We start from the raw sequence: 24,452 nt of genomic DNA, 5'->3' as shown, positions 1-24,452 counted from the left end.
CGATTCGACTTGCTCCCGATGAGGCCAGTCAAAACACCATCAACCTTCCGGCCAAAACGCCCGAATCCCGGCAACCCCCTGAGCCCCGACTTCCCAAGCCTGCTCCCGCTGCGCAGGCCCAACCCCGCCCAACAAAAACACCGGCTTGCTGAACCCACTGATCAACCGCGCGGCCTCATCCCACCCCAACGGCTGAGCATCAGGATGCGTTTGCGTCGGCTGCACCGGCGACAACGTGACAAAATCCACGTCCATCATTTCTGCCAGCGCCAGCTCTTCGGCGTTATGACACGACGCCGCCAGCCAGCGATCTTTGGGCAGCGGGCGCCCCTTGCTCGCATATTTACGCAACTGCGCCGAGGTCATGTGCCAGCCGGCCGCCGGGAAATCCCCCAGCCATTCAAACGGGCCTTTGAGCATCAACTGCGCCTTGCCCGCACACAACCCCACAGCATCCACCGCCAAATCACGGTATTTTGGGTCGTAACCGTTTGGCGCGCGCAGTTGAACCAGCTTGATGCCACCGGCAATGGCTTGGCGAATACCGCGCAACAGCGTCGGCGTTTCCAGCTCGCCCGGGGTGATCAGGTACTCGGCCGGCAAACGTGCGGCAGATACGATCGGCGCATTCGCAGCAGGAAACTCGTAGTACGGCAGATCACGCGGCGCAACCCATTCCAACGGCTGCCCCTCGGCGCCATGCGGCTCGCCGGTAAACGCCGAGACTTCCCAGACATCCAGCAATACCTGCTTGTCCGGGTAATCATGCTGCACCTTGATCAACGGTCGCGCCGTGGTGACCTGGATGCCCAGCTCCTCCTGCAATTCGCGCGACAGCGCAGTGGCGACCGATTCATCGGCCTCCACCTTGCCACCGGGGAATTCCCAGAGGCCGCCTTGATGCTGAGTGTCGGCGCGGCGTGCCAGCAGAATCCTGCCGTCGACACCGCAGATCACCGCTGCTGCTACATGCACTCGTTTCACCGCGCGTATCCTCTTGGCTATCAGGTACGGTATTCCGCATTGATCTTCACGTACTCGTGGGACAGGTCGGTGGTCCAGATGGTTTCGCTGCACTCACCGCGACCGAGTTCGATGCGGATGGTGATTTCTTCCTGCTGCATGACCGCCGAGCCTTGGGCTTCGGTGTAGGTTTCAGCGCGCGCGCCACGGCTGGCGATGCACACGTCACCGAGGAACACGTCGATCTTGCTCACGTCCAGGTCAGGCACACCGGCGCGGCCAACGGCGGCCAGGATGCGGCCCCAGTTCGGGTCAGAGGCGAACAATGCCGTCTTGATCAGCGGCGAGTGGGCCACGGTGTAGCCGACATCCAGGCACTCCTGGTGATTGCCGCCGCCGTTAACTTCCACGGTGACGAACTTGGTGGCGCCTTCACCATCGCGCACGATGGCCTGGGCCACTTCCATGCACACCTCGAACACAGCCTGCTTCAGCGCCGCGAATAATGGGCCGCTGGTGGAGGTGATTTCCGGCAAGTTGGCTTTACCGGTTGCAATCAGCATGCAGCAGTCGTTGGTCGATGTATCGCCATCGATGGTGATGCGGTTGAACGACTTGTTAGCCCCATCCAGCATCAGGCTGTGCAACACGTCGCGCGAGACTTTAGCGTCGGTGGCGATGTAGCCGAGCATGGTCGCCATGTTCGGGCGAATCATCCCGGCGCCTTTGCTGATGCCGGTCACGGTAACGGTCACGCCGTCGTGCACAAACTGACGGCTGGCGCCTTTGGGCAATGTGTCGGTGGTCATGATGCCGGTGGCCGCCGCCGCCCAGTTATCCACAGACAGGTCATCCAGCGCCGCTTGCAGTGCGCCTTCGATTTTTTCCACAGGCAGCGGCTCACCGATAACACCGGTGGAGTACGGCAGCACTTGGCTGGCATCAACCCCGGCAAGCTGGGCCAGCTTCGCGCAGGTGCGCGCGGCGGCGACCAGGCCTGGCTCACCGGTGCCTGCGTTGGCGTTGCCGGTGTTGGTCAGCAAATAACGAATCGAGCCCGCTACACGTTGCTTGGCCAGGATAACCGGCGCGGCGCAGAACGCATTCAGGGTAAACACACCGGCGACGGTCGAGCCTTCGGCACAGCGCATCACGACCACATCCTTACGCCCTGGGCGTTTGATGCCGGCCGAAGCGATACCGAGTTCAAAACCGGCAACCGGGTGCAATGTGGGCAAAGGACCAAGACCAACAGCCATGAATGCGCTCCTTAAAATAGGTGATGTCTGTGCCGTCGAGATAGACGGTGAAATTAATGGCAAAACGCCGCGACGGCTGATGCCGGTCGCGGCGCGGGGTGCAGCGGCGTCAGGCAAAAATCTTAGTTGATTTCGCCGTGGCAGTGTTTGAACTTCTTGCCCGAACCGCACCAGCACAGTTCGTTACGGCCCAGCTTCTGGTCATTGCGAACCGGGGTTTGAGCCAAGGCCACATCAACCTCTTCGCCCAATACTTCAGGCGCTTCCAGGCCCGGCGCTTCGTCGTGCTGGAACTGCATGCGCGAGGCCAATGCCTCGGCTTCCTGACGCAGGCGAGCTTCTTCCTCGATCGGGTCTTCGCGACGCACCTGAACGTGGGACAGCACGCGAATCGAATCGCGCTTGATCGAATCCAGCAGCTCGGAGAACAGCGTGAACGACTCGCGCTTGTACTCTTGCTTCGGGTTCTTCTGGGCGTAACCACGCAAGTGGATACCGTGACGCAGATGGTCCATAGTCGACAGGTGGTCTTTCCACAGATCGTCGAGCACGCGCAGTACGATTTGTTTCTCGAAGGTGCGCAGTGCTTCGGCACTCGCTTGCTCTTCTTTCTCGTTATACGCGAGCAGCAGCTCGGTCATCAGTTTCTCGCGCAGCGTCTCTTCGTACAGGTGGTCGTCGTCATCCAGCCATTGCTGGACCGGCAGATCCACACCGAAGTCAGTCTTCAACGCCGCTTCCAGACCGGCAACATCCCACTGCTCAGGCAGCGACTGTGGCGGAATGTGTGCGCTGACCGTCGCGTTAAGCACGTCCTGACGGAAGTCGGCGATGGTCTCGCCAATGTTGTCGGCGGCCAGCAACGTGTTACGCATGTGATAAATCACTTTACGCTGTTCGTTGTTGACGTCGTCGAACTCGAGCAGTTGCTTGCGAATGTCGAAGTTACGGCCTTCAACCTTGCGCTGGGCCTTCTCGATGGCGTTGGTCACCATGCGGTGCTCGATCGCTTCACCGGACTGCATGCCCAGGGCTTTCATGAAGTTCTTCACCCGGTCCGAGGCGAAGATACGCATCAGGCTGTCTTCCAGCGACAGGTAGAAACGGCTCGAACCGGCGTCACCCTGACGGCCGGCACGACCACGCAACTGGTTGTCGATACGGCGCGACTCGTGACGCTCGGAAGCAATCACCTGCAGGCCACCGGACTCCAACACCGCCTGGTGGCGTTTCTGCCAGTCAGCCTTGATCTGGGCGATTTGCTCAGGGGTCGGGTTGTCGAGGGAAGCCACTTCCACTTCCCAGTTACCGCCCAACAGGATGTCGGTACCACGACCGGCCATGTTGGTGGCGATGGTCAGTGCGCCTGGGCGACCGGCCTGGGCGATGATTTCAGCTTCTTTTTCGTGGAACTTGGCGTTCAGAACCTTGTGCTCGATGCCTTCCTTATTGAGCAGGCTGGACATGTGCTCGGAGGTTTCGATGGTGGCAGTACCCACCAGCACCGGACGCCCGTGGGTCATGCATTCCTTGATGTCGGCGACGATGGCTGCGTATTTTTCGTCAGCGGTCAGGAACACCAAGTCGTTGTAGTCTTTACGCGCCAGCGGCTTGTTCGGCGGGATAACCATCACCGACAGGCCATAGATCTGGTGGAATTCGAACGCTTCGGTGTCGGCAGTACCGGTCATGCCGGACAGCTTGTTGTACAGACGGAAGTAGTTCTGGAACGTGGTGGACGCCAACGTCTGGCTTTCGGCCTGGATGTTCAGCGCTTCCTTGGCTTCGATGGCCTGGTGCAGGCCTTCGGACAGGCGACGACCCGGCATGGTACGGCCGGTGTGTTCGTCAACCAGCACGACCTGGCCGTCTTGCACGATGTATTCAACGTTGCGATGGAACAGCTTGTGAGCGCGCAGGCCAGCATACACGTGGGTCAACAGGCCCAGGTTGTGCGCCGAGTACAGGCTTTCGCCTTCCGCCAGTTCACCGATCTGCGTCAGCATCTCTTCGACAAACTGGTGACCAGCTTCGTTGAGTTCGACCTGACGGGTCTTCTCATCAATGGTGTAGTGACCTTCTTTGGTCACCACGCCTTCCACTTCCTCGATGTGCTGCTCAAGACGCGGGATCAACTTGTTGATCTCGGTGTACAGGCGCGAGCTGTCTTCGGCCTGGCCGGAGATGATCAGCGGGGTACGGGCTTCGTCGATCAGGATGGAGTCGACTTCGTCGATCACGGCAAAATTGAGTTCACGCTGGAATTTTTCTTCCATGCTGAACGCCATGTTGTCGCGCAGGTAGTCGAAACCGAATTCGTTGTTGGTGCCGTAGGTAATGTCGGCAGCGTAGGCCAGGCGTTTCTCTTCCGGCGGCTGGAACGGCGTGACCACGCCGACCGTCAGGCCGAGGAATTCATACAGCGGGCGCATCCAGTTGGCGTCCCGGCGAGCCAGGTAGTCGTTCACCGTCACCACGTGCACGCCCTTGCCGGACAATGCATTGAGGTAAACACCCAGGGTTGCCACCAGGGTCTTGCCTTCACCGGTACGCATTTCGGCAATCATGCCTTCGTGCAAGGTCATGCCGCCGATCAACTGGACGTCGAAGTGGCGCATGCCCATGACACGCTTACCGGCTTCACGGGCGACCGCAAAGGCTTCGGGAAGCAGCTTGTCGAGGGTTTCACCTTTGGCTATGCGGGCCTTGAACTCTTCGGTCTTGGCGCGCAATTGCTCGTCCGAAAGGGCAACCATTTGCTCTTCGAAGGCATTGACCAGCTGCACCGTCTTGAGCATGCGTTTAACTTCGCGCTCATTCTTGCTTCCAAAAAGTTTCTTTAACAAAGGCGCAAACATATCGGCAGGTTCTTCCACACATAGGGATGGAGGGCGCACCGTGAGTGGCCCGTGCAGCCCTCACGGCCGCATGCGAACGCGTATTCTACCCGGAATCGTGGGTGAGGAAAGTGGCGTTATTCCCCGAAGCGGGCATGTGGCTGTGAGAGGGCCTGATTAAAATAAGGGCTTTTGCTGGAACTTCAACCCATGAGTAGCAGAAGTTAGCTATTGATTTCACGGGCAAAGCCCTGCCGACGCATTGCCTGGGGCCGCCAAGCGCTTTCTGCTAAGATGGCGGCTCTGTTACCTAAGGTGTCTAAACATGGCATTTCGCCCACTTACAGCTCGCGCTCCCGCCGCGTTGCTCCGCGAAGCCAAACCGTTGAAAGCCATCTTCGGCCACGCGCAACGCCTGGGCCTTTTGCAACGCCTGCTCGAAAGCCAACTGCAACCCGCCGCGCGTGAACATTGCCATGTGGCGTCCTGGCGCGAAGGTCATTTGCTGTTAATTGTCACCGATGGTCATTGGGCGACCCGCTTGCGCTATCAGCAAAAACGCCTGCAGCGACAATTGATGGCATTTGATGAGTTTGCCAGTTTGACGCGTATCCAGTTCAAGGTGCAGCCACCCACCGTGCAGCAAGGCGCGGTGGGGCACACCATGGACCTGTCGGTGAATGCCGCCGAAACCATTCAGGCAACGGCCGACGGCATCAGCGACCCGGGCTTGCGCGCGGCACTCGAGCGGCTGGCCGCGCATGCCAAGCCCAAACCCTGAACGCCTATTTGCGCTTGCTGCCACCCAGCAAAGAACCCAACAACCCACGCACTAACTGACGGCCCATTTGATTGGCGGCCTGTTGCAGGGCGGATTTAAGTGCCTTGCCCGCCGCAGAGCCCAAAAATGCGCCGGCTTTGTCGGTGAAGCTCGGTTCGTCGGCGGTAGCCTTTGGTGCATCGCTCGGTCCGAGGTCCTTGCGCGCCATCAGCACTTCGTAGGCCGATTCACGGTCAACCGGTTTGTCATAGCGCCCGCGCAACGGCGAACTGGCGATCAGCGCAGCACGTTCGGCCTCGCTGAGTGGCCCGATGCGCGATTGCGGCGGTGCCACCAACACGCGCTGGACGATTTGCGGCGTGCCCTTTTCCTGCAACGTACCCACCAGCGCCTCGCCGGTGCCCAATTCGGTCAGCACCGATAACGCATCAAATGCCGGGTTGGGACGGAACCCATCCGCCACCGCACGCAGGGACTTTTGCTCTTTAGCGGTGAACGCGCGAAGACCGTGCTGCACGCGTAAGCCCAATTGCGCGAGCACCGTGTCCGGCAGGTCACCCGGCGACTGCGTGACGAAATACACGCCAACACCTTTGGAGCGAATCAGCCGCACCACCTGCTCCAGGCGATCCTGCAACGCCTTGGGCGTGTCGGCGAACAACAAATGCGCTTCGTCGAAAAACAGCGCCAACAGCGGTTTGTCGGCATCGCCACGCTCCGGCAACTGCTCGAACAGCTCAGCCAACAACCACAACAGAAACGTCGCATAGACCTTTGGCGACTCATGCACCAAGCGGCTGGCGTCCAACAGGTGGATGCGCCCGCGGCCATCGCTGGCAGGCTGCAAAATATCTTCAAGTTGCAGCGCCGGCTCACCAAACAGCGCTTCGGCGCCCTGCTGTTCCAGCACCGCCAGGCGCCGCAACAGCGCCTGGCTGGAGCCGGTAGTCATCAACGCCGCATCCTCGCCCAGTAGCTCCGGGTGATAGTGCAGGTGGTTGAGCAATGCCTTGAGGTCTTTGAGGTCGAGCAGCAACAAGCCCTCGCGGTCCGCCACCTTGAAGCTGGCATACAGTGCCGATTGCTGACTGTCGGTCAGTTCCAACAGGCTGCCGAGCAATAACGGGCCCATTTCGCTGATGGTGGTGCGCAGCGGATGACCGGATTGGCCGTGTATATCCCACAACGTGACCGGATACGCCTTGGCCGTGTAGTTGAGGAAAGGCATACCCGCGATGCGCTCGGCCACCTTGCCTTGAGGGTTGGCCGCCGCCCCCAGGCCGCACAGGTCACCTTTTATATCAGCGGCGAACACGGCCACACCCGCATCACTGAAGGCTTCCGCCATGCGCTGCAACGTAACCGTCTTGCCGGTGCCGGTGGCGCCGGCAATCAACCCATGACGGTTGGCCAGGCGCATGGCCTGGGCGATAGGCTGACCGTCCGGGCCGGCGCCGAGAAGAAGTTGCGTTGAATCAGACATTTGGTCACCTATGGTTAAGCTTTAGCGCTGCAAGGTCGATACACAGATACGTCAGACCCAATAAGTCTAAAAAATCAGTCAGACAGTTTCCTCAACGACACTCGGAAACTTCGCACTTATTTGACGCTGCTATTTGGTGCGTCCCACCAGGACGCGCTTCGGATATCAAGACCTTAGCGGACCCTACAAGCCATGAATAAAAATCTGCGCTTCAGCCACAAGATACTGCTTGCAGCCTCCCTTATCGTCATCGCCGCTTTCGCACTGTTTACCCTCTACAACGACTATCTGCAACGCAATGCGATTCGCGACGATCTCAATAACTACCTGCATGAAATGGGCGATGTCACCGCCAGCAACATTCAAACCTGGCTCACCGGGCGCATTGCGCTGGTGGAAAACGTTGCCCAAAACATCGCCATCAACCCTGAACCGTCTGTGGTTGCCAGCCTGCTCGAACAGAAAACCCTGACCTCTTCGTTCATGGCAACCTACGTGGGCGACAGCACAGGTGCGTTCACCATCCGCCCCGACAGCAAGATGCCGGACGGCTTCGACCCGCGCGTTCGCCCCTGGTACAAGGGCGCGCAGAGCAGCAACGGCTCAACCCTGACCGAACCCTATATCGACGCCGCTACCGGCCAGTTGATCATTTCGATTGCCACACCCAGCGCCAAGGGCGGGCAAAGTATCGGCGTAGTCGGCGGCGACCTGAGCCTGCAAACGCTTGTGGATAACATCGGCGCCCTGAATTTCGGCGGCATGGGCTACGCGTTCCTGGTCAGTGCCGATGGCAAGGTACTGGTGCACCCGGACAAGAACCTGGTGATGAAAACCCTGGCTGATATGTACCCTAAAAACACCCCAAAAATCAGTCGCGAGTTCAGCGAAGTTCAAGCCAACGGCAAAGACAACATCGTGACCTTTACACCGATCAAGGGCCTGCCTTCGGTGAACTGGTACCTGGGTGTTTCGGTGGATAAAGACAAATCCTTCGCCATGCTCAGCGAATTCCGCACCTCGGCAGTCATCGCCACGCTGATTGCGGTGGTGATCATCATTGCGCTGCTGGGCATGTTGATTCGGGTGCTGTTGCAACCGCTGCACGTGATGACGCGCGCCATGCAGGACATCGCCGACGGCGAAGGGGACCTGACCCGCCGCCTGACCATCCAGAACCACGACGAATTCGGCACGCTGGGGAATGCCTTCAATAGCTTCGTCGAGCGTATTCACACCTCGATACGCGAGGTGTCCTCGGCCACCGAACAGGTCAACGAAGTCGCGCTGCGCGTGGTCAGCGCCTCCAACTCGTCGATGGTCAACTCCGACGAACAGGCCAACCGCACCAACAGCGTCGCCGCGGCCATCAACGAGCTGGGCGCCGCCGCCCAGGAGATCGCCCGTAACGCAGCGCAAGCCTCCAGCCAGGCCAGCGATGCGCGGCACTTGGCCGAAGACGGGCAACAGGTGGTGGATCGCAATATCAAGGCGATGACGCAACTGTCGGCAATGATCAGCACTTCCAGTAGCAACATTGAAGCGCTCAACAGCAAGACGGTGAATATCGGGCAGATTCTTGAGGTGATCACCAGCATTTCCCAGCAAACCAACCTGCTGGCGCTTAACGCTGCCATTGAAGCGGCGCGTGCCGGTGAAGCCGGGCGCGGGTTTGCGGTGGTGGCCGATGAAGTGCGCAACCTGGCCCATCGCACCCAGGAATCGGCGCAACAGGTGCAAAAGATGATCGAGGAACTGCAAGTCGGCGCCCGCGATTCGGTGAGCACCATGAGTGAAAGCCAGCGCTACAGCCAGGACAGCGTAGAAATCGCCAACCTGGCGGGCGAACGCCTGAACAGCGTGACCCAGCGTATTGGCGAGATCGACGGCATGAACCAGTCAGTGGCCACCGCCACCGAGGAGCAAACCTCGGTGGTGGAATCGATCAACATGGACATCACCGAAATCAACACCCTCAACCAGGAAGGCGTGGAGAACCTGCATTCAACCCTGCGCGCCTGTGCCGACCTGGAACAACAGGCGGCGCGCTTGAAGCAGTTGGTGGGCAGTTTCCGCATTTGACCCAATGCCCGCCGCCCGGGTAGGCGGCGGGCGATTATTCTTCGCCAGGCTGGGCCTCGCCGCGCTCGCGCTGCCACAACTCGGCGGCACCGGGAAATTCGGTGCGTCCTCCGCGTCCAGGTCATCCGGGTCAAATCGACTCAAACATCCCTCCCCCAACGTCGCCGGGGCCTTGGAAGTGGCTTTGTCCAGTGGGTCGCTCATCAGTCAGTCCTCGACGGCAGGCAAACAAAAAGGGCCTGAGACGATTTAACGCCCAGGCCCCCTGACTGTTCAATCAAAAACGTTAAATGCCCTGATCAGAACACCACGGTTTTGTTGCCGTGCACCAGCACGCGGTCTTCCAAGTGATAGCGCAGGCCACGGGCCAGCACCATCTTCTCGACATCACGGCCAAAACGCACCATGTCTTCAATGCTGTCGCTGTGGCTGACACGCACCACGTCCTGCTCGATGATCGGCCCGGCGTCGAGTTCTTCGGTGACGTAATGGCACGTTGCGCCAATCAGCTTTACGCCACGCAGCGAGGCTTGGTGATAGGGCTTGGCACCGACGAACGACGGCAGGAAGCTGTGGTGAATGTTGATCACCTTGCCTGCGTATTCGCGGCACAGCTCCGGCGGCAGGATTTGCATGTAACGCGCCAGCACCACCACGTCAGCGTCGTGTTGCTTGACCAGGCGCGAGACCTCGGCGAAGGCCGGCTCCTTGTCCTGCGGGTTAACCGGGACGTGGTAATAAGGGATGCCGTGCCATTCGACCATGCTGCGCAGGTCGTCATGGTTGGAAATGACACAGGCGATCTCGCAGTCCAGCTCATCACTGTGCCAGCGATGCAGCAGGTCGGCCAAGCAGTGGGACTCACGGCTGGCCATCAGCACCACACGCTTTTTCTGCTCGGTGTCGGTGATGTGCCAGGTCATCGAAAACTCTTCAGCGATAGGCGTAAACGCCTCACGGAAGGCTTCAAGACCAAAGGGCAGTGTGTCGGCACGAATTTCGTGACGCATGAAAAACCAACCGCTGAGATCGTCCGAGTGGTGGCTCGCCTCGGTGATCCAGCCGTTGTGGGAGGCCAGAAAGTTACTGACTTTGGCAACGATGCCAACCCGGTCCGGGCAAGCGATCACCAGCCGAAAAGTGCGCATTAGGGGGAAACTCCAGAACTTCGCAAAGGCCGCCATTCTAGCGATTACGCAGAAAAACTGCAGTAGTCCTTGCGGCTTATTCGAGCCCCTTGCGCCGGCTACGCCCCCTAAGCGCGTAAGGTTTTATGCGCGCTATATGCACCCGCCAACGAACGCATGGGCTGTTAACAAAAATAAACGAGATTATTCTTAGGTAACCACCGACTAATTAACTCAATGGCAGCGCTTCACCGCAAACATTCAACGTAATTCACCTAAAAACATCCTTAAATGTTTACTTGCAGAGTTTGCCTGACTATTATTAGGCCACTTCCCCTGACAATCAGCGCTCTCCATAAGGTAGCCCACATGTCCCTGATCAACGAATACCGCGCCACCGAAGAAGCTATCAAAGAGCTGCAAGCTCGTTTGAAGAACCTGTCCGAAGACGACAAGCTGCAAACTGAGCTGGAATTCGAAGGCAAACTGCGCGCCCTGATGGGTGAATACTCCAAATCCCTGCGTGACATCATCGCGCTGCTGGATCCAGAGTCGAAAGTTAAAGCGCCGCGCGGTGCTGTGAAAACTACCGGCACCAAACGTGCTCGCAAGGTTAAGCAATACAAGAACCCGCACAACGGCGAAGTGATTGAAACCAAAGGCGGCAATCACAAAACCCTGAAAGAGTGGAAAGCCAAGTGGGGCGGCGACGTCGTTGAAGGCTGGGCTACCCTGCTGGGCTAAGCTTGGTCGGGCCTTGGCCTGATAGACGCTACATAAGAAACGCCAGCATGCTGGCGTTTTTTATTGTCCGCATAGTGTGTAATTACCTGACTACAGATTCAGCCGCGCGGCTAAAGAGTCGGCATACGCCTGCCATTGATCCAACACCTCGCGCTGAAACGATGTAGCACTTACCGCCAACTCCTGACGTGCCTGCTTAAATGCCTCAAGGGTATTCGGCGCGCCGCATTCCGACTTGGACAAACGCTGCTGACAGAAAAGTTTCCAGCGCTGTTGCTCCTCGTTGTTCAAGGTTTCAGGAAAGTTACGTGCGCGGTAGCGAAATAATAATTCCGGTAAACGTTCATCATCAAAAGGCCATGGCTGACGCGCGAGCTGTAAAGGCTCTGCCGCCCGGACTTGCTCGCACAGACGACGGTCGCGGTCACCTATAAAACCATCGTAGAGCTGCTGCTCGGGGTCGCTACTCGGCGCAAAATCTTCCTCGGCATAAATGGCCGCCAACTTATCGCGCCACACTTCCTGTGCGTCAGTTAGTCGCAGCGCGCGCGCCTGGCAGACGTCAATATCCAATTGAAGCCGCTCACGGTCCTGCGCCCGCAGCACATTTAAGGGCGCAACCACCGGGCACCGGTTGATGTGAATTAACTTGAGTGGCACTGGCAGTTCACCTTCCGCCAGCGCATCACGCCGCGTATAAAGCCGCTGGCGCAAGGTAGCGGCGTCCAGATCAAGCAAGCCCTGCGGGTCGAGCCCAAGGTCACACACAATCAGCGCATTGCGATTGCGCGGGTGCCACGCCAGCGGTAATACCACGCCGAGGTAATGCCGCTCAGCAGAAAACCGCCCGGAAATATGCACCATGGGTTGCAGCAAACGCACTTGATCCATCACCCGCTGCTTGCTGCGCAGGTGGAACAGCCAGTCATACAGCTTGGGTTGTGTGTCCCGAACCAGGCGCGCCAACGCAATCGTGGCACGCACGTCCGACAAGGCATCGTGGGCCTGGCCATGGTCGATGCCGTTCGCCTCGGTCAAGCGTTCAAGCTTGAGGGTGACGCGCCCGTCCTGTTCAGGCCACACAAGCCCATCCGGGCGCAACGCGTAGGCGGTGCGCACCACATCGATCAAATCCCAACGACTGTTACCGCCCTGCCATTCACGCGCGTAAGGGTCAAAAAAGTTGCGGTACAGGCTGTAGCGCGTCATTTCATCGTCAAAGCGCAGGGTGTTGTAACCCGCGCCACAGGTGCCTGGCGCGGCCAACTGAGCGTGTACACGGGTCATGAAGTCAGCTTCAGCCAAGCCCTTCCCGGCCAGAATGCCCGGGGTAATACCGGTGATCGCGCAGGCGGCCGGATGCGGCAGAATATCGTCGCTGGGCCGGCAATAAAGATTGACCGGCGGGCCGACCTCGTTGAGTTCGAGGTCGGTACGAATACCGGCAACCTGCAACGGGCGATCGCTGCGCGGGTTGATACCGGTGGTTTCATAGTCGTACCAGAAAATGGAGGTCACGGGCTGTTCCTGTACTGAAGATCGACGAAGTCTAGGCGCTGTAAGGCGTCGGGGGCCAGCGATACCTGACTGTACAAACATCCAGCAAAAACTTGAGTGGTTGCTTCCATCGTCGACACTGCTAGCATCCGTCTCTCCTAACCGCTTTGCACTGCCAGGGATTGCAATGCCACCAGCCCCTTTGGACACCCGCTATCAGATCGAGACGCCCGAAGGCATCGATCTACCCTTGCGCCCGGCAGGCTTGCCCCCTCGCGCACTGGCCTTTGCCTTCGACCTGGGCGTGCGTGGGCTGCTCATGGGCATCCTGCTCGTGCCGCTGGCGTTGCTCGGCAATATTGGTATTGGCTTGGGTTCATTGCTGCTGTTTCTGGTCAGTTGGTGGTACATGGTGCTGTTCGAAGTGCTCAATCAAGGATGCTCTCCGGGCAAACAGGTGATGGGCCTGCGGGTGGTGCAGGACGACGGCACGCCGGTCGGCTGGTCCGCTTCGCTGATTCGCAACCTGCTGCGTTTTGTCGATATGTTGCCCTTCGGCTACTTCCTCGGCGCCATCAGTTGCCTGCAACATCCACACTTCAAACGACTCGGCGACCTGGCAGCCGGCACCCTGGTGATCTACCGCGAACGGCCCCTGGTCCGCCCGCAAATACCTCACGCTACGGCCTTGCGCCTGCCCTTTGCCCTGGAGCTGAGCGAACAGCGCGCCATCCTTGGCTTCGCCGAACGCCAGGCTGAACTGTCCGCCGAGCGGGTGCATGAACTGGCCGCAATCCTTGCCGAGCCCTTGCAAGTGTCTCCGGCGCGCGCCGTCGAGCAACTCAATGGTGTCGCCCGTGGCCTGTTGGGGCCTGTATGAAACAGAGCCAGTTCGAGAGCCGTCACCAAGCCCAGTGGCAGGCCTTTGCAGAGCAACTGAAAGCATTGGAGCACGGTAAAGCCAAGCCCGGTGACGCGGCTGAGTTTCCTCATCATTATCGACGTTTATGTCAGCACCTGGCCCTGGCTCAAGAGCGCGGCTACAGCAGTTACCTGGTTGACCCGCTGGAGCAATTGGCGCTGCGTGGCCACCAACAGTTGTATCGCCATCGCAGCCAATTGGGCGCGAACCTGTTGGCTTTTATCCTGGCCGACTTCCCGCGTCTGGTGCGCGAACAATGGCGTTTCGTGCTGGTCGCCAGCCTGCTGTTCTTCGGCAGCCTGGTGGGCATAGCCCTGCTGGTGTATCTGTTTCCCGGCTTGATCTACACCATCGTCAGTGCCCAACAGGTCGCCGAGATGCAGAGCATGTACGACCCCGACGCCAGCCGCTTGGGCCGCGCCGCCGAACGTGCTTCCAGCGAGGACTGGATGATGTTTGGCTACTACGTGATGCACAACATCGGCATCGCCTTCCAGACCTTTGCCGCCGGTTTGCTGTTCGGCTTGGGCAGCGCGTTTTTTCTGATTTTCAACGGTTTGATCATCGGTGCCGTCGCCGGTCATCTGACCGAAATCGGCTATGGCCAAACGTTCTGGTCATTTGTTATCGGGCACGCTGCATTCGAATTGAGCGCCATCGCCCTCGCCGGCGCGGCAGGGTTGCAATTGGGCTGGGCGTTGATCGCGCCGGGGCCACTGGCGCGCAGTGAGTCACTGCGTTTGGCAGCACACAAAAGCGTGCAGATGCTCTGCGGTGTGATCGTGTTCCTGTTGATAGCAGCGTTTATCGAGGCCTACTGGTCTTCAACCACCAGCATCGCCCCCTGGGCCAAATACCTTGTGGGCACTGCACTTTGGCTGCTGGTAGCCGCTTACCTGACCCTCGCTGGACGGACTCGCCATGCGCCTGAGTGATGCCAGCGTGGCCATCCGCCCACGTACCACTTGGGAAGCCATGGACCTTGGCATCTTAATGGCGCGCAAATATCGCCTTCTGTTGATGAGCAGTTGGGCGCTGGTCAGCTTGCCGGTGTTTGCCCTGCTCACGGCGCTGCTCTGGGACCACCCCTCTGTCGTACTGTTAGTGTTCTGGTGGCTCAAGCCGGCGTTCGACCGTTTGCCACTGTACATCCTGTCCAAGGCCCTGTTTGGTGAAACGCCGAGCATCAAGCAAGCCGTACGCCATTGGCCAAGCCTGCTCAAAAGCCAGTTGCTGGTCAGCCTGACCTGGCGCCGCCTCAGCTTGAGTCGCAGTTTTGTGCTGCCGGTGAGCCAGCTTGAAGGCCTGGCTGATCAGGCGCGCCAACAACGCCTCGGGGTGCTGCTACAGCACAACGCCGGCGCCGCGCGCTGGCTGACCCTCATCGGTATGCACCTGGAAGTCGGCCTGTGGCTTGGCGGCATGACGCTGCTCTACCTGTTCATTCCAGAACAGGTAGAACGTGATTGGAGCTGGCAACAGCTCGCGCTTGCGGTGGGCTCGGACTGGCTTTGGCTGGAACACCTGACCAACGCCTTTTATGCGCTGGTTCTGGTGTTCTGGGAGCCTATTTATGTGGCCTGCGGTTTCAGCCTGTACCTCAACCGACGCACTGTACTGGAAGCCTGGGACCTGGAACTGGTTTTACGCCGGTTACGCCAGCGCCTGAGCAACAGTGCGCCTTTACTGGTGCTGGTTGTGGGCATGTTGCTGATACCCGCCAGCCCGCCGGCGATGGCTGATGGCCCGAGCGAGCAACCACCGCTCAGTACTCAAACCGCCAGCCAATCGATCAAGCACGTGCTGGAACAGCCGCCCTTCAAAAATCCGCAAACCGTTACCCGCTACCGTTTTGGTGACGAAAAAACCGTGACTGAAAAGCAGGCACACGGCGACGGTAAATTACCCGCGTGGCTTCAGGCGTTGCTGAACCAACTCAACAGCAACACTTTTAAAACGCTTGGGCAAGGGTTGGAAATACTCCTGTGGAGCCTGATGATCGGCGGCGTCGCGCTGCTGCTCTGGCGCTACCGTGAGTGGCTGCGCACGTTTGTTAGCCGGCGCCCGCAGCGCAACCCCAAAATAGCCAAGGCGGTACCGGCGCAGATGTTCGGCCTGGCGCTGGGCACAGAGACATTGCCCGAAGACATCGCCAGCGCTGCTGAACAATTATGGCCCACTCAGCCGCGCGAAGCCCTGGGCCTTCTGTACCGGGGCCTGCTCAGCCGCTTGTTGCATGACTTCAACCTGCCACTGAAAAGCGCCGATACCGAAGGCCAGGTGCTGCAGCGCGTTCACCACCTGCAACAACCGCAACTGCTGGCGTTCAGTGATGAACTGACCGGCCACTGGCAGAACCTCGCGTATGGTCACCATCTGCCGCCTGCCTTTGCCCAGCAAAAACTCTGCAACGATTGGCGGGCGCTGTTCGGTTCGGAGGCCGCGCAATGAACCGGCCGTGGGTATACGTCGGGCTGCTGCTGGCGTGCGTGCTGGGAGCTGGCGCTTTTTATGCGTGGCACAAGGCAATCCCGTATGACGAAGTGGTCGATCGCGGCCCCTCGCCACTCGCCCAGGCGAACCCCTACCTGGCGGCAGAATACTTTCTGCGCCAACAAGGTCTGGCCGTTGAGCACGCCAATAGCCTAGAACGACTCACCAACCTTCCCGCCAAAGGTCATAGCCTGTTACTGCTGGGCGAACGCAGCAACATGAGCCCACGCCAAGTGGATCAATTGATGGGCTGGGCGAATTCAGGCGGCCACCTGCTGGTGGTCGCCGAAGCACTGTGGGATGAAGAAACCGGCAAAAGCGCTGACCTGCTGCTTGATCGGTTGAACATCCACCCAGTCATGAGTGAGACCGTTGACGCGCCAGCCACGCCGCGCAAAAACAAAGCGCCGGACCTGACCAAACTGTACCTCGACAATGAAACCGCCCCGGCGTATTTCAGCTTCGACACCGACTTCAACCTCACCGACCCCAAGCACCTGGCGCAATTTTCCGCCAACAGCGCCAGGTCCAGCCACCTGATGCAACGCGGCCTCGGCCAGGGCACCGTGACGGTTGTAACCGACAGCGACCTGTGGAAAACCGCTGGCATCGGCAAACACGACAATGCCTGGCTGCTGTGGTACCTCAACCAGGGCACCGACGTGACCTTGCTGTTTAACAGTGACGAAGACAACCTGCTGAGCCTGTTGCTGCGCAATTTCCCGCAAGCCCTGGTGGCGCTCGTCGCGCTGATCGCCCTGGCGCTCTGGCAGGCCGGTGTGCGCCAAGGTCCGATCCAGGCACCTGCGCCCAAGGCTCGCCGGCAATTGCAGGAACACCTGCAAGCCAGCGCCGACTTCCTGCTGCGTCGCAGTGGCCAAGGCAGCCTGTTGCAAGCCTTGCAACGCGACGTGCAACGCGCAGCAAGGCGTCGTCACCCAGGCTTTGAACACCTCGACAGCGCTGAACAGTGGCAGGTGCTTGCACGCCTGACGCGCCAACCCTCCCACCTTATCCGCCAGGCCCTCGGCCCACTGCCGGCAAAACGGCTCACCAGCGCCGATTTCAGCCGTCAGGTGGCGTGCCTGCAAACTCTCAGGAATGCCCTATGAGCGATTTTCCAGCCGGCTCTGCACTCACCGCAGACAGCCTCCAGCACGCCAGCCAACAGGCACAGGCCCTGCGCGTTGAACTGCGCAAGGCGGTGATCGGCCAGGATCAGGTGATCGACGACGTACTCACCGCGTTGATCGCAGGCGGCCATGTGCTGCTCGAAGGCGTGCCCGGCCTTGGCAAAACGCTGCTGGTGCGTGCGCTGGCGCGGTGTTTTGGTGGCGATTACGCGCGGATCCAGTTCACCCCGGACCTGATGCCCAGCGACGTCACCGGCCACGCCGTGTACGACCTGCACACCGAGCAGTTCAAGCTGCGCAAAGGCCCGGTGTTTACTCACCTGTTACTGGCCGACGAAATCAACCGCGCCCCGGCCAAAACCCAAGCCGCACTGCTCGAAGCGATGCAGGAGCGCCAAGTGACGCTGGAGGGCGAAGCGCTGCCCATTGGTCAGCCCTTCATGGTGTTGGCGACCCAGAACCCTATCGAACAGGAAGGTACTTATCCGCTGCCAGAGGCTGAGTTGGACCGCTTTATGCTCAAAGTGCGCATGGACTACCCGGACGCGCAGCAGGAACTGGAGATGGTGCGCGAGGTGACGCGCTCGTCCCGGGCCGACATGTTGGATGTACACCCTTTGCGTACCGTGTTGCAGGCGCAGGATGTGCTGCACCTGCAGCAGATCGCCAGCGAGTTGGCCCTGGATGAACAGGTGCTCGACTACGCCGTGCGCCTGGCTCGCGCCACCCGCACGTGGCCTGGGCTGGCCATCGGCGCCGGCCCCCGAGCGTCCATCGCCCTGGTACGCGGCGCCCGGGCCCGGGCTTTGTTGCGCGGTGGCGTGTTCGTCACCCCGGACGACATCAAGGGGTGCGCACTGGCGGTACTGCGTCATCGGGTGCGCATTGCGCCGGAGCTGGACATCGAAGGCCTGGAGGTCGACCAGGTGCTCAAGCAGTTGCTGGACCAGATTCCGGCCCCGCGTCAGTGACTCGCCGATGAAGCCGACCCGACTGTTGTTGAGCTGGCTGGGTGTACTGCTGGGCCTGAACATTCTGCTCGGCGCGGCAGTGGCGCTGCAGTTCAACGTACCCCGCACGCTACACTCGATAGCCTGGGGTTTGCTGCTGGCGCTGTTGCTGCTGACGTTACTGGATGCCGCGCGTCTGCGCCGCCGCCCCACTGTGCAGGTGCAACGGCAAATGCCCGGCAGCCTGGCACTCGGGCGTTGGGGTGACGTTCGCCTGACCCTCACACACACTTGCGCGCAGCCGCTGAAGGTGCAGGTGTTCGATCACGTCCCGGATGGCCTGAGTATGCAAAACCTGCCTCAGACCCTTGAGCTGCGCCCCGGTGAAAGCAGCGAGGTCGGCTATCGCCTGCGACCTCTGCGCCGTGGGCACTTCAGTTTCAGCCGCTGTGAAATTCAACTGCCCAGCCCGTTTGGAATGTGGTCGGCGCGACGCTTTGTCGAGGTCGAGGATGCCACCCGTGTTTACCCGGATTTTGCCCGCTTATACGGCGCACAATTGCTCGGTGTGGATAACTGGCTGAGCCAGCTCGGTGTGCGTCAACATCAGCGGCGGGGGCTGGGGCTGGAATTCCATCAACTGCGTGAGTTTCGCGAAGGCGACAGCCTGCGCCAGATCGACTGGAAGGCCACCGCACGCCAACGCACGCCTATCGCTCGGCAATACCAGGATGATCGCGACCAACAAATTGTATTCATGCTTGATTGCGGCCGGCGCATGCGCAGCCAGGACGGCGAGTTATCGCACTTCGACCACGCGCTTAACGCTTGCCTGTTGCTGAGTTATGTCGCGCTGCGTCAGGGCGACGCGGTGGGCCTGTGCACCTTTGCCGGTGATGCGCCGCGCTACCTGGCGCCCGTCAAGGGCAGCAGCCAACTGAGCCTGCTGCTCAATGCGGTGTATGACCTCGATACCACCCGGCGAACCGCCGACTATCAGGCGGCCGCCAGCCAGCTACTGGCCCGGCAAAAACGTCGAGCCCTGGTGATCGTAATCACCAACCTGCGCGATGAGGACGATGACGCACTGATAACCGCGGTCAAGCGCATCGGTCGACAGCACCGGGTGTTGGTGGCCAGTCTGCGCGAGGAGGTGCTTGATCAACTGCGCCAGGCGCTGTGCAAACCTTGCCTGAAGCGCTGATTTACAGCGGCACGGTGGACTACCTGAATACCCGAAACGAACTGCATGATCGCCTGAGCGCGCATGGTGTATCGGTAGTGGATACATCCCCGCCGGAGCTTGGCGCCGCACTGGTGACACGCTATCTGGGCTGGAAAAAAGCCGGCGCATTCTGAGTAAACTGGCGGGGTTCAGGCGGACGCCTGTAATGGGTCGAAACTGAAGTAGTTCACCAAGGCGTTGATCAACTGTACATATTCATCGCAGGCCTGAACCACACGGAACCCCGAGTCATAATGCAGAGGGTTGATGTCTTCATGGCTCCACAAACACGTCGCCGTGAGGTCAATGATGTGGAACTCGCCGTCTGCGCCAGGAATTTTCAAGCACAGGTCGAAATCCGCGTTGACCATCATCGGCAAGTGGCTGATCAGCATCAGCCCCTGTTCGGAAGCATTGCCGAGGAAGCCGATGGGTTTGTCGGTAATACGATTGAATACCTGCAGGAAGCAGGTTAATTCATGCCGCTCGATCCTTCGGTGGGTAAACATGTGAGTTCGCCATCCAATGGCCATGCCCTGGCCGTGCCTATGATTCGGAACGAGCCAATGGCTCACTCTCCCTGAGGCTCGGCGTGACAAAAACATCGCATTGGTCACTAAACAAATGCCGAGTCAGGTTTAAGCATTCGTATGAATATAAACCTCTACAAACGAACATCTAAACAATAGCCCAATACCGGCATCGAGCCACCCACTCAATCACAAATATAATTACAACGACGCCGGCCGTGGCTGCGCAACACTGGCGCCGGGGTAATGCCCTAACTGCTGCAGGGTATCGAGCCTGGCGCGGGCACGGTAAGCGTATTCGCTTGCGGGGTATTGGCTGATGATGAACTGATAGGTTTGTACGGCATCAACAAACAATTTTTGACGTTCCAGGCATTGCCCGCGCAACATTGAAACCTCGGGTTGTACATAACGACGGGTGCGGCTCTCGCGGTCGACCTGCGACAACTCCAGAGTAACGCGCTGGCAATCACCCACCCCGTAGGCGCGGTAAGCGTTATTCAAATGGTGGTCCATCGACCAGCGGGTACAGCCGACAACACTGACGGCCAGGGCAGCAACGAGCAAAATTCGCATAGGGGTTCTCCTGTCTTGTGCAGTGTATCGACCCCTGGCCGAAAATCTTCAAGGATGTTGGTCTATTCAACCGCAGCAAAAACAAGCTGATCGTCGATAAGTAGTGCAAACGAACAATGACTACAACGAAAGAGCATAGTAGCCTTCCCCAGCGCTTGAACTCAGGAGTCTGTGCATGTCCGTCCGTCGTACCAAAATCGTCGCCACCCTTGGCCCGGCCAGTAACTCGCCGGAAGTCCTCGAACAGCTGATTCTGGCTGGTTTGGACGTTGCCCGTCTGAACTTCTCCCACGGCACCCCGGACGAGCACAAGGCTCGCGCCAAGCTGGTGCGTGACCTGGCCGCCAAGCATGGCCGGTTCGTGGCATTGCTGGGTGACCTGCAAGGCCCGAAAATCCGCATCGCCAAATTCGCCAACAAGCGGATCGAGCTGAAAATCGGTGACAAATTCACCTTCTCCACCAGCCACCCGCTGACCGACGGCAACCAGGAAGTCGTGGGTATCGACTACCCGGACCTGGTCAAAGATTGCGGCGTCGGCGACGAGTTGCTGCTGGACGACGGCCGTGTGGTCATGCGCGTCGACACCGCAACCCCGACTGAGCTGAACTGCACCGTGATCATCGGCGGCCCGCTGTCCGACCACAAAGGCATCAACCGTCGCGGCGGTGGCCTGACAGCCCCGGCACTGACTGAAAAAGACAAGGCCGACATCAAGCTCGCCGCCGAAATGGAAGTGGACTACCTCGCCGTGTCCTTCCCGCGCGACGCCGCCGACATGGAATACGCACGCAAACTGCGCGACGAAGCTGGCGGTACTGCCTGGCTGGTGGCGAAGATCGAACGCGCCGAAGCCGTGGCCAATGATGAAACCCTCGACGGCCTGATCAAGGCGTCCGATGCCGTGATGGTTGCCCGTGGCGACCTCGGCGTGGAAATCGGTGATGCCGAGCTGATCGGTATTCAGAAGAAGATCATCCTGCACGCACGCCGCCACAACAAAGCGGTGATCGTTGCGACCCAGATGATGGAGTCGATGATCCAAAACCCGATGCCGACTCGCGCCGAAGTGTCCGACGTGGCCAACGCCGTGCTCGACTACACCGATGCCGTGATGCTCTCGGCTGAAAGTGCTGCTGGCCCCTACCCGCTGGAAGCTGTTCAAGCCATGGCGCGTATCTGCATCGGCGCCGAAAAGCACCCGACCAGCAAGACCTCCAGCCACCGCATCGGCAAAGAGTTCGAAAGCTGCGACCAGAGCATCGCCCTGGCCGCCATGTACACCGCGAACCACTTCCCGGGCGTTAAAGCGATCATCGCCTTGACCGAAAGTGGCTACACGCCGCTGATCATGTCGCGCATCCGTTCCTCGGTGCCGATCTACGCGTTCTCCCCGCACCGCGAAACCCAAGCGCGCGCGGCGATGTTCCGTGGCGTGTACACCGTACCGTTCGACCCGGCGTCGTTGCCGCCGCATGAAGTCAGCCAGGCTGCCATCGACGAGCTGATCAAGCGCGGCGTTGTGGAGAAAGGCGACTGGGTCATCCTGACCAAGGGCGACAGCTACCACACCATCGGCGGCACCAACGGCATGAAAATCCTGCACGTTGGCGACCCGATGGTCTGATGTGACAGGCTGAAAAACCAAAGCCCCGCCCTGTGAATGGCGGGGCTTTTTGCGTTTTTGAGCCGTTTTTTGTGTGGGCGGTATTGGCCTCATCGCGAGCAAGCCCGCTCCCACATTAGCCAGTGTTCACAGATCAACATGTGGGAGCGGGCTTGCTCGCGATGAGGCCTAACCCATCAACCCACCTTCAGCGCCGGGTGATAAACCCCGACAACGCCGCAATCGCCTCCGGCGACTTCAGGCGCTGGGTAAACAATGCGCCCTCTTCCTCGATCACCTGCCGCAACTGTTCGCGATCAACACTTCTCATCAGCTGCTTACTGACCTGCACGGCCCCAGGCGCCAGGGTTTCGAAGCGCTCGGCAATTTCCCGCGCTTTGGCGAGTGCCGCCTCACCACTGCCCAACGCCTCGGTGGCAATGCCCCACTGCGCCGCCTGCTCACCGGTAAAGCCTTCGCCCAACAGCAACAATTCAGCCGCTTTCGCATGCCCCAACAGGCGCGGCAGAATCAGGCTTGAGCCAAATTCGGGGCATAACCCAAGGTTGACGAACGGCATGCGCAAGCGCGCATCGCGGCTGATGTAGACCAAATCGCAATGCAGCAGCAGCGTTGTGCCAATCCCCACCGCCGCACCCGCCACGCCGGCCACCACTGGCTTGCGGCAATTGAGCAGGCTCTGCATAAAGTGAAATGGCGGGCTGTCGAGGTCGCTCGGCGGCTGTTCAAGAAAGTCGCCAATATCGTTGCCTGCGGTAAAACATTCACTGCTGCCCTGGATCAGCACGGCGCGAATACCCGCCTGCGCATCGGCTTGCTCCAGCGCCTCGGCCAGTTGCGTGTACATCGCGCGGGTCAGGGCGTTTTTCTTGTCGGGGCGGTTGAGCTGCAGCGTCAGCAACCCGCGCTCGCGCTGGACTAAAATGGCATCGGTCATGGCGAATCTCGCAACTGGAAAGTTCAGCGCTCAACCACGCGGCAGGAACACATCGGCCAGCAGTTGATTGCGCGGCAATCCCGCCAAAAACAGGCGCTTGGAAAACGCCTCGACGCTGGCAGGGTGTCCGCAGAGTAAAGCCAGAGTTTGCCGCGAAACAAGCCGAAGTTGTGCCAATGCCTGGGTCAATTCAGCCGCGGTCCATAGCTCCACGCTCACGTTGGGGTGCTGCGCGGCCAGCGCCGCCAAGGGCCCGGCCAGGTAATGCGCGTCGGCGTCATGCGCCAAGTGGATCACGCGGATAGCGCCTTGATGTTCTTGTCGCAACGCTTCGCGCAACACGCCCCACAAAGGCCCAAGGCCGGTGCCGGAAGCCAGCAGCCACAGCGGCCGCGATTGCCAATCGCAATCGTATTGCAGCGCGCCGCCGCGCAATTCGCCAAGTCGCAGGTAATCGCCTACCTGCAACTGGCGCGCAATGGTGCTGAATTCGCCGGGTTGGCGGCAATCGAGATGAAACTCCAGAAACGCATCTTCCTGCGGCAAGCTGGCCAGGGAATAAGGCCGCGCCACCTGCCCCGCCCACACTACCAGATGCTGCCCGGCGCGATAACGCAGGCCGCGCTCCGGTTGCAGGCGCAGGCGCAGCACCGACGCACTGAGCCAATCGGCGCCAACGACTTGAGCGGGCAAACCGTCACGCACCGGGTCAAACGTTTCGACCTGCACATCACCGGTGACCTGACACTGGCAGGCCAAACGCCAGCCATCCTGACGTTGCGCCGGACTCAGGGCGTCGGGTTGTTTGTCCTCGACATCACCCTGGCAGCGCACCAAACACGCATGGCAACTGCCCGCCCGGCAACTGTAAGGCACGGCCACACCGGCCTGATTCAAGGCATCGAGCAGGTTGCTGCCGGTGGCTACCGACCAGTGGCGTTCGCCGACGTGCAGTTCAGGCATATAGGTCTCAAGCATTTAAAAGTTCACTAACCATAACGCGAGGCGCCTGGCACAACCCGAGTTTTTTGTGAGCGCAGGCTTGCCTGCGCTGCAAATACCCCGGTGCATCAAGCAGACCCGGTGGATGCCATCGCGAGCAAGCCCGCTCCCACAGAAAGCAAAAAAGCAGATCTGCTGTGTATGCAAAACCCGCCTTTGATCCGCTTCACCCACTCAGGTCGGCTTTCAGGCCGCCGTGCTCTTGCTGTTGATCTTTGTGATCTTGATCTGAGAAGCGCCCCGTTAACCACGATGGCCGCACGCGGGCATGCCGAGCCACAGCG

At 59.9% G+C, this 24,452-nt stretch carries 20 protein-coding genes and 3 pseudogenes; 12 read left to right on the top strand and 11 right to left on the bottom strand.

The window, feature by feature from the left end; translation table 11 throughout:
- Window positions 1-39: 39 nt before the first annotated feature.
- From F0169_RS20855 to secA, 3 genes are all read right to left on the bottom strand, one after another.
- Window positions 40-984 (bottom strand): Nudix family hydrolase, encoded by a 945-nt coding sequence (locus F0169_RS20855; protein WP_172979503.1) that lies wholly within the window; start codon window positions 982-984, stop codon window positions 40-42.
- Window positions 985-1,004: 20 nt separating this feature from the next.
- Window positions 1,005-2,222, bottom strand: a complete 1,218-nt coding sequence (argJ, locus tag F0169_RS20850; RefSeq protein WP_099239923.1) for a bifunctional glutamate N-acetyltransferase/amino-acid acetyltransferase ArgJ — start codon at window positions 2,220-2,222, stop codon at window positions 1,005-1,007.
- A gap of 122 nt (window positions 2,223-2,344) precedes the next feature.
- Window positions 2,345-5,080, bottom strand: a complete 2,736-nt coding sequence (secA, locus tag F0169_RS20845) for a preprotein translocase subunit SecA (RefSeq protein ID WP_058412496.1) — start codon at window positions 5,078-5,080, stop codon at window positions 2,345-2,347.
- Between the two features lie 304 nt (window positions 5,081-5,384).
- Here secA and F0169_RS20840 point away from each other — a divergent pair, with 304 nt between their 5' ends.
- On the top strand, window positions 5,385-5,840 hold the full coding sequence (locus tag F0169_RS20840) for a DUF721 domain-containing protein (protein WP_058412497.1): 456 nt from the start codon (window positions 5,385-5,387) through the stop codon (window positions 5,838-5,840).
- Window positions 5,841-5,844: 4 nt separating this feature from the next.
- Here the strand turns inward: F0169_RS20840 and F0169_RS20835 are convergent, their stop codons facing one another.
- Window positions 5,845-7,323, bottom strand: a complete 1,479-nt coding sequence (locus F0169_RS20835; protein ID WP_152747506.1) for a helicase HerA-like domain-containing protein — start codon at window positions 7,321-7,323, stop codon at window positions 5,845-5,847.
- A gap of 192 nt (window positions 7,324-7,515) precedes the next feature.
- Here F0169_RS20835 and F0169_RS28515 point away from each other — a divergent pair.
- Together F0169_RS28515 and F0169_RS28510 are read left to right on the top strand one after the other, a co-directional pair.
- Window positions 7,516-8,547: pseudogene (locus tag F0169_RS28515) on the top strand (HAMP domain-containing protein); the annotation flags it as partial.
- A 93-nt stretch (window positions 8,548-8,640) separates the two neighbouring features.
- Window positions 8,641-9,405, top strand: coding sequence for a methyl-accepting chemotaxis protein (locus tag F0169_RS28510; protein ID WP_421555314.1), 765 nt, complete (start codon window positions 8,641-8,643; stop codon window positions 9,403-9,405).
- 34 nt (window positions 9,406-9,439) lie between these two features.
- Here F0169_RS28510 and F0169_RS28505 read toward each other — a convergent pair.
- Together F0169_RS28505 and purU are read right to left on the bottom strand one after the other, a co-directional pair.
- A pseudogene (locus F0169_RS28505) lies at window positions 9,440-9,609 on the bottom strand (hypothetical protein).
- Window positions 9,610-9,704: 95 nt separating this feature from the next.
- Complete coding sequence (gene purU / locus F0169_RS20825; protein ID WP_058412500.1) at window positions 9,705-10,553, bottom strand: formyltetrahydrofolate deformylase; 849 nt, start codon at window positions 10,551-10,553, stop codon at window positions 9,705-9,707.
- A gap of 348 nt (window positions 10,554-10,901) precedes the next feature.
- Here purU and mvaT point away from each other — a divergent pair, with 348 nt between their 5' ends.
- Window positions 10,902-11,276 carry a histone-like nucleoid-structuring protein MvaT gene (gene mvaT / locus F0169_RS20820; RefSeq protein WP_058412501.1) on the top strand — a complete coding sequence of 125 codons (375 nt, stop codon included), beginning with the start codon at window positions 10,902-10,904 and terminating at the stop codon, window positions 11,274-11,276.
- Between the two features lie 90 nt (window positions 11,277-11,366).
- On the opposite strand, the gene sbcB is transcribed toward mvaT, so the two are convergent.
- On the bottom strand, window positions 11,367-12,794 hold the full coding sequence (gene sbcB / locus F0169_RS20815) for an exodeoxyribonuclease I (protein ID WP_172979502.1): 1,428 nt from the start codon (window positions 12,792-12,794) through the stop codon (window positions 11,367-11,369).
- Between the two features lie 166 nt (window positions 12,795-12,960).
- Between sbcB and F0169_RS20810 the strand changes: the two genes are divergently transcribed.
- The 6 genes and pseudogenes from F0169_RS20810 (at window position 12,961) to F0169_RS20785 (ending at window position 19,630) form a co-directional block, all read left to right on the top strand.
- Window positions 12,961-13,653, top strand: a complete 693-nt coding sequence (locus F0169_RS20810; RefSeq protein WP_122251928.1) for an RDD family protein — start codon at window positions 12,961-12,963, stop codon at window positions 13,651-13,653.
- Window positions 13,650-14,630, top strand: a complete 981-nt coding sequence (locus F0169_RS20805; protein ID WP_152747505.1) for a stage II sporulation protein M — start codon at window positions 13,650-13,652, stop codon at window positions 14,628-14,630. Before F0169_RS20810 ends, F0169_RS20805 begins: the two co-directional genes overlap by 4 nt.
- Entirely contained in the window at window positions 14,617-16,146 is a 1,530-nt protein-coding gene (locus tag F0169_RS20800; protein ID WP_152747504.1) for a DUF4129 domain-containing protein, read from the top strand. The genes F0169_RS20805 and F0169_RS20800 overlap by 14 nt, the downstream gene beginning before the upstream one ends.
- On the top strand, window positions 16,143-17,300 hold the full coding sequence (locus tag F0169_RS20795) for a DUF4350 domain-containing protein (RefSeq protein ID WP_152747503.1): 1,158 nt from the start codon (window positions 16,143-16,145) through the stop codon (window positions 17,298-17,300). The genes F0169_RS20800 and F0169_RS20795 overlap by 4 nt, the downstream gene beginning before the upstream one ends.
- Window positions 17,297-18,292 carry an AAA family ATPase gene (locus F0169_RS20790; protein WP_152747502.1) on the top strand — a complete coding sequence of 332 codons (996 nt, stop codon included), beginning with the start codon at window positions 17,297-17,299 and terminating at the stop codon, window positions 18,290-18,292. The genes F0169_RS20795 and F0169_RS20790 overlap by 4 nt, the downstream gene beginning before the upstream one ends.
- A 7-nt stretch (window positions 18,293-18,299) precedes the next feature.
- A pseudogene (locus F0169_RS20785) lies at window positions 18,300-19,630 on the top strand (DUF58 domain-containing protein).
- 15 nt (window positions 19,631-19,645) lie between these two features.
- Here the strand turns inward: F0169_RS20785 and F0169_RS20780 are convergent.
- Both F0169_RS20780 and F0169_RS20775 read right to left on the bottom strand, forming a co-directional pair.
- Entirely contained in the window at window positions 19,646-20,005 is a 360-nt protein-coding gene (locus F0169_RS20780; RefSeq protein WP_058412508.1) for a hypothetical protein, read from the bottom strand.
- Between the two features lie 222 nt (window positions 20,006-20,227).
- Window positions 20,228-20,602 (bottom strand): tetratricopeptide repeat protein, encoded by a 375-nt coding sequence (locus tag F0169_RS20775; RefSeq protein ID WP_058412509.1) that lies wholly within the window; start codon window positions 20,600-20,602, stop codon window positions 20,228-20,230.
- A 175-nt stretch (window positions 20,603-20,777) separates the two neighbouring features.
- Between F0169_RS20775 and pyk the strand changes: the two genes are divergently transcribed.
- Complete coding sequence (pyk, locus tag F0169_RS20770; protein ID WP_058412510.1) at window positions 20,778-22,229, top strand: pyruvate kinase; 1,452 nt, start codon at window positions 20,778-20,780, stop codon at window positions 22,227-22,229.
- Between the two features lie 187 nt (window positions 22,230-22,416).
- Here the strand turns inward: pyk and F0169_RS20765 are convergent, their stop codons facing one another.
- Both F0169_RS20765 and F0169_RS20760 read right to left on the bottom strand, forming a co-directional pair.
- Window positions 22,417-23,166: an enoyl-CoA hydratase-related protein gene (locus F0169_RS20765; RefSeq protein WP_152747501.1), complete on the bottom strand. Its 750-nt coding sequence runs from the start codon at window positions 23,164-23,166 to the stop codon at window positions 22,417-22,419.
- Window positions 23,167-23,196: 30 nt separating this feature from the next.
- Complete coding sequence (locus F0169_RS20760) at window positions 23,197-24,129, bottom strand: iron-sulfur-binding ferredoxin reductase (protein ID WP_099239886.1); 933 nt, start codon at window positions 24,127-24,129, stop codon at window positions 23,197-23,199.
- A 120-nt stretch (window positions 24,130-24,249) separates the two neighbouring features.
- Between F0169_RS20760 and F0169_RS27565 the strand changes: the two genes are divergently transcribed.
- The coding region (locus tag F0169_RS27565) for a hypothetical protein (protein ID WP_206670184.1) at window positions 24,250-24,452 on the top strand (203 nt) is incomplete at its 3' end.

It is taken from the genome of Pseudomonas kitaguniensis (genome assembly GCF_009296165.1).
Classification (GTDB): domain Bacteria; phylum Pseudomonadota; class Gammaproteobacteria; order Pseudomonadales; family Pseudomonadaceae; genus Aquipseudomonas; species Aquipseudomonas kitaguniensis.
The sequence above is the reverse complement of the archived record's forward strand: the minus strand, read 5'-3'. Positions and strand labels throughout refer to the sequence as shown.